Genomic DNA, 5,500 nt, shown 5'->3' with positions numbered 1-5,500 from the left:
ATATTGCTCGACTTGATTATTTTTAATGCGCCCTCATATGTTCACATTGAGGGCTTTCCTCTTACAAAGAAAGGAGATTATTATGGGTCTTAAACCTGGTCCGAAACCCATCGCAAAATCGACGGGAAAACCAGATCAACGTCGGCGCGACAATAAAGATACTCCGGGAAATACTCCTGAGTTAAAGCCGAGTAAATCCACAGGTAAGTGAAGCAATCAGGGTATAGATGATTCATCTATACCCTGACCATAAATGAATGAGCTAATAATGTAAGATGCAGTCCTGTAATTTACAGAGTTCGATAGATAGTTAAATTCCGTATATTGCATGCCATTTAACATAATGGATCTTAAGCGACCCACCGCTTAGGCACTCAATCAAAAAGCCCTCTCAATCACTCAAAATTCCCTATTTTCTCCACGTAAAAAGCCCATTTTTTTGTTACTCATTTGTTATCAAAACGGCGGTTTCGGTTTCGCGGTAAAAATGACGCCAACCGGCTATTTTTTCCAGAATTGCCATGATTTTTTTGTCGGCTCTGGTGCAACGGGTTCGGGAGTTGCCGGTAGCTTGGATTCGATTAATAACATAGCTTGACGTATATCATCTAAATTTTTTGAAAGTAACTCTTTTTCAGCTTTTAAGTGTGCATTTTCTTGTTCAAGAAGTTGAAGTTTAATCTGTAGTGATTGTGTAGTACTGGGTGTTTCTTGCTGTAGTTTTGATACATGTGTGACGCTGTCACTGTCTGTAGTTGAGAGATTGCTTATTTTACCAAATACTCTAATTAACTCAGATGTTTCAATGCTTTTATTTCCTGTATTTTGATCTGTAGTCGTAGACAGTTTTCCTTGTTTTATGTACTTGTGTAGTGTGCTTCTTGCTTTTCCTGTCAGCCTTGCCGCTTCACTGATTGATACCAAAGCCATAATCAATCCTCTAACATCATTTTTATTTGTTGATCTTCTTTGAAGTGAAAGTGTAGCGCAAAAACACTCCTGCCTTTTTTTACTGTATCAACTGTTACTGATAGATTGCTTTTTTGGTTTAACTCTTTTATTGCTGGTTTTATTACCCATTGATTCAGTGACTTGAAGGTGGCGTATTTTTTTTCGTCCAAACCTAGCATCGAGCGAAAATCATCAATGCTGATCAATCGATCTCCAATCACTTTAAATTGCATTAATAACTCATATAAACGAATGCTATAGACACTTTTTAGTGTTGATACATTTTTGATCACGATTTTAGTAAATTGACCTTGAAGCTGAGTTAAGTAGGGCATTATGGAGTCAGCAAAAACAATTTCTATTTTTCCCTCACCCTCAAAATATTCTGCTTCTTCTTGGATCCAGCGAATACGTCGTCTTTCATTATTGTTTTGTATATATATCCAACGTTCAGCGAGCTTATCTATAGCTTCTTTTAAATGTCGTTCTGCATTACTTTTTCCCATATCAGGAAATGCTAGATAAAAATCGCCAGATGTAATTTTGAATGTTTTTTGAGGAGTTTTATCCCGAGGGTTTAGCTTTCCAATACACATCAATAGCAAGCGCTGTTCCTGTAAAGTTAGTTTGTAACTAGCTTCAATCAACGCATTGGATTTATATGCTATTAGTTCAGACATGTCGCTTCCTACTTAATGGGATAGACAAAAAATTAGTCTATCCCTACATTAAAGGCAAGTCTTTTATTTTATCTATGCCTAATTTGTGAGTATTACCGTAAATTTCTATGCCTATTACCGTAAATTTCTATGCCTATTACCGTAAATTTCTATGCCTATTACCGTAAATTTCTATGCCTATTACCATTTTTATCGTTATAATACAAAAAGATACATAACGATAAAACAAGGTTTAAAAACAAAAAACAATTTAAAACAGAAAAGCCCTGTGGATAAACCAGCCCAAGTTGTCAGATACATCACGTTTTCCCGTATCTAAAAGGATGTCGCAAACAGAGTTTGCTCCTTTTCAAAACATATTCCCAAACCAAGGTAGCTCCCCGCATTGCGGGAGCATATCGCTGACAGAATCTTTTGTCTCCGACCATCAAACCACGGTACCGCTGATTTTTTAGAGCAATTAAGTTCGCTACGCTCACGGCTCTGCCAGGATGGTATTGTATGAGCCTGTAAGCAACCTTCTTCACCCGTGACGATAAACTCCACACTTAAGGCATAAAAACCGCACCTGATTCGTTCTGCGCCTTTTTATTGCTATAAACGATATAGCAGTAAGACTGTATTTTACATTCTCAGGCATATTCCCAGAATTTATGCTGCCGTTCAGAAAACGGTTCATGTGATTTTCAAAATCCGGTTTTTCAAAAGAACAGATACAGAACCAGGAATGGTAGCGGTTAAAAATCAAAAGGTTATAATATTTTCATATACTCGATAAATATAGTTATTGTCGATGATAAAAGAATTTAAATAGTAGGAATAATGTTATTTATCAAATTGATAAACCAAATGTTGACGGTTATGAGACATATTGCTGAAAGGTCTACGTCTGCAAGGCAACAGGTTCATTACTGAGTTTAAAAACCAATTTTTCATTTTCAGATAAGAACAGGTGCTAATATTTGTCGGTTTAAACGTTCTGAATTCAAGAGCGATGTCTGACCCGTAATACTGAGATTGCGTTAATCAAAATGGCAAAAACCCCGAACAGGGATATTCATCTCCATCCGGGGCGGTCTACAAACTTCGCCATTTGATTTTGTCTCCCTTCTCTCAGGAGATCAAGATGAATATATCAGGGATTTCATCTGGATAATCACCAGTACAACCTACGTCGCCTTCGGCTCACAGTACCCCTGCAAACCGGAAAATGACAAGGTTATTAACCCAGCCTAAAACCCTGTCTGGTCATAAACTAATTATACCGTAACTACCCTAGTAGTGACTTAATACAGCCAATACATTAAGTCGTCACTAGGGTCTTGGTGACTTAATAACGTTATGCATTAAGTCACCATTAGGGTTTTGGCGACTTAATGTCTTTGATAATTTTCAAAACAAAATATTTTGATAGAAAAGTTTGGTTTTCATTAGAAATGACGAGAATAAGTATTAGGTTGTTTTTTAGCCGCAATGCCTTGTGTGTATATGTCGTTTTTTGTACCCATATTCTGTGCTTAAGATGCTACAGCATCAGTGTAATTGTAAGTTTCATTACATGATGCTTATCACATATATGCATACAAATTTCTACACTAGACGTTGATCATAAGGTAACAGTGTTATAATCACTTCAGATTAGTTTTATCCAGCCTAGCTGAAATGAAGATTTTTGATGTGAGTTTACGCATTGAAAAATATAAAATAGTATGAATATACTAAATTAAACAAGCATAGTGCTATATGATGTAAAGGTAAGCAATGTGTTGAATTTTTTATTTAAATTATTGTCAACCATATCTGCGATGACCCCAGCATTTTTTGTTTTTTTTATAACTAACTACACTAAATATTGTAGTGATGAAATTAATTTATTTATAAAGGATAATAAATTGATTTTCTTTGCTGGATATATAGGAGTTACTCTTATAATAGTTTTAGTGTTAAATTGTATTTTTTTAAAAATAGCAAGTAATCTTGAAGGCGATGGTATTTCAGGTATTATTTCCATAGAGCCTGTGAACGATAATTTCCTCCCAACATACTTAGGCTATTTTTTTGTTTCTGTCAGTATTACATCGCTATGGGTTTTTTCCTATTTCATAATTCTTGTTATATCTTTCAATTTATTTTCTAAAATTTATTTTTTTAATCCAACTTTGCTTTTATCTGGATATAAATTTTATCATCTAGTATCAACTCAGGGGGTTAAAGTAATTTTAATAACGAAGAAAGACTTGAGGGCCGTAGGTGATTTATCAGACGGTAGTTACAAAAGAATAAATGACTTTACTTTTATACAGGTTAAAAAATGACTGAAAAACACCTCGTAGGTTTTTTTAAAAAAAATAAAGATGAAAAAATTTATAAAATAACTTCTTCTAACGAAGCATTTTTTGAAAACTTCGTTATTGTGGATGAGGTTCAAAAATTCGATCCTGATGATAGGAGTGATTTGGGTAATGTATACTACATTGATTTATTGAATGATGAAATTACCAATGTGATATTTTCCGACTTAAAATCATTAAGTTCAAACGACACTATTAATACATCAAATTATACGTCATTAAAATCAAATGAAAGCAAAGATGTTTTTAAAAATATGAGGTATGTAGCATCGAAAGATGGTAAGTATTTGTTTTTTCAGTCAATTAATAAAAATAAAATTATTGGTGGTAAAATCCTATCTTTAAAAAATATGCAGGTTCTTGATGGCGGTTATGTTTCTATAAGTGATGAACCTGATGTGATTTTCGATCTTGAATTAAAGCGTTTTTTATTTAAAAGTATAGCAAAAGCTAGGCGTATTTTTTCAGGGTTTGATGCTTATTATAAAGAAGCTGGAGTCAAAGACGTAAAAGCATTTATCAAAAGAGATGAAATTATAATTTGTCCTGATTTTAATGAGGAGAAGGTTAACTCTCTCAATAAGAAAAGAATTCAAGCTGAGATAGATAAGCAGAGTTCATTAAAAAAATCATTAGGTGATAATTATAATAATTATATAGAAAATGACTTAAAAGAGTGTATTTCTGACTTGGCTATGTATTATCCGGATCTTGTTTCTGAAGATAAGGTCGTTATTAATAATAATAGCGATTTAACTAATTATTTGTATGCGCTAGATGAGCGTCTTTATACAACAAAAAGAAGTAAAGCTAAAAGAATGGTAACTGCAATGCGAAAGTTGTAGCCTAAAATATTGAAGTAAATATATGACTAAAATTATTTTTTAGTTATATATTTATTTCTAATTTTTTTAATTAATTAAATTTTTTAGCCTATACTAATCATAGACTGATTTTCTATGTCCTATAGTTGTAGCAAGAATAATAAGCTCATTATCCCTTATTTCGCACAGTATCCGATAGTCACCAACCCTATAACGCCAGAACTCACCCAGTTCACCTTTGAGTGGTTTTCCTGACTGTCGGGGGTCATCTAAAGCTGCAATGCGTAAATCCATGAAATCGACAATACGACGGGCATTTTGTTTATCCATTTTTCGTAGATATTTTAACGCCCGTTCAGAATAATTAATCGTCCAGACCAAGTGCTTTCCTCACATCTTCAGCGGAATGAACTTGTTCTTCACCGCGACGAATTTTTGCAACGATTTCAGCGGACAGGTAGTAGTCTTCCAAATCTTCCAAATGAGTGAGGATAGCTTCTCTCGCATAGAATGTTTTGGTTCTTCCTGTCTGTTTGGCGAGTGACTCCAGACGTGTTTCAATGTCATCAGATAAACGAATAGCTAACATGGCTACCTCCTGATCTGCTTTTGCTATACATGTATAGCAAATTATAGTCGGAAATCATGAAAAAGACCAGAAGCACCTTTTTTTGTTAGAAGTTGATGTGGTTGT

At 34.1% G+C, this 5,500-nt stretch carries 6 protein-coding genes; 2 read left to right on the top strand and 4 right to left on the bottom strand.

What is annotated here, in order from left to right; genetic code table 11:
• Positions 1-501: 501 nt before the first annotated feature.
• Complete coding sequence (locus LG402_RS22195; protein ID WP_177504730.1) at positions 502-930, bottom strand: DNA-binding protein; 429 nt, start codon at positions 928-930, stop codon at positions 502-504.
• 2 nt (positions 931-932) lie between these two features.
• Entirely contained in the window at positions 933-1,631 is a 699-nt protein-coding gene (locus tag LG402_RS22190; protein ID WP_069368824.1) for a replication initiation protein, read from the bottom strand.
• 1,763 nt (positions 1,632-3,394) lie between these two features.
• Here LG402_RS22190 and LG402_RS22185 point away from each other — a divergent pair.
• Together LG402_RS22185 and LG402_RS22180 are read left to right on the top strand one after the other, a co-directional pair.
• On the top strand, positions 3,395-3,946 hold the full coding sequence (locus tag LG402_RS22185) for a hypothetical protein (RefSeq protein WP_125112840.1): 552 nt from the start codon (positions 3,395-3,397) through the stop codon (positions 3,944-3,946).
• The gene (locus tag LG402_RS22180; protein WP_125112841.1) at positions 3,943-4,827 is read left to right on the top strand and encodes a hypothetical protein; all 885 of its coding nucleotides are present in this window, start codon (positions 3,943-3,945) and stop codon (positions 4,825-4,827) included. Before LG402_RS22185 ends, LG402_RS22180 begins: the two co-directional genes overlap by 4 nt.
• Before the next feature lie 93 nt (positions 4,828-4,920).
• On the opposite strand, the gene LG402_RS22175 is transcribed toward LG402_RS22180, so the two are convergent.
• Positions 4,921-5,187 carry a type II toxin-antitoxin system RelE family toxin gene (locus LG402_RS22175; protein WP_125112842.1) on the bottom strand — a complete coding sequence of 89 codons (267 nt, stop codon included), beginning with the start codon at positions 5,185-5,187 and terminating at the stop codon, positions 4,921-4,923.
• Positions 5,171-5,395, bottom strand: coding sequence for a DUF6290 family protein (locus LG402_RS22170; RefSeq protein ID WP_196712564.1), 225 nt, complete (start codon positions 5,393-5,395; stop codon positions 5,171-5,173). The genes LG402_RS22175 and LG402_RS22170 overlap by 17 nt, the downstream gene beginning before the upstream one ends.
• Positions 5,396-5,500 lie beyond the last annotated feature (105 nt).

The sequence above is a fragment of the Proteus sp. NMG38-2 genome (assembly GCF_020640995.1).
Taxonomy (GTDB): Bacteria; Pseudomonadota; Gammaproteobacteria; order Enterobacterales; family Enterobacteriaceae; genus Proteus.
Note: the sequence above shows the minus strand (reverse complement) of the source record. Positions and strands in the feature narration are given on the sequence as shown.

Excerpts from the sequence above, each read along its gene's own strand:
- LG402_RS22195 (WP_177504730.1), bottom strand. The coding sequence starts at position 930 with ATGGCTTTGGTATCAATCAGTGAAGCGGCAAGGCTGACAGGAAAAGCA.
- LG402_RS22190 (WP_069368824.1), bottom strand. The coding sequence starts at position 1,631 with ATGTCTGAACTAATAGCATATAAATCCAATGCGTTGATTGAAGCTAGT.
- LG402_RS22180 (WP_125112841.1), top strand. The coding sequence starts at position 3,943 with ATGACTGAAAAACACCTCGTAGGTTTTTTTAAAAAAAATAAAGATGAA.
- LG402_RS22170 (WP_196712564.1), bottom strand. The coding sequence starts at position 5,395 with ATGTTAGCTATTCGTTTATCTGATGACATTGAAACACGTCTGGAGTCA.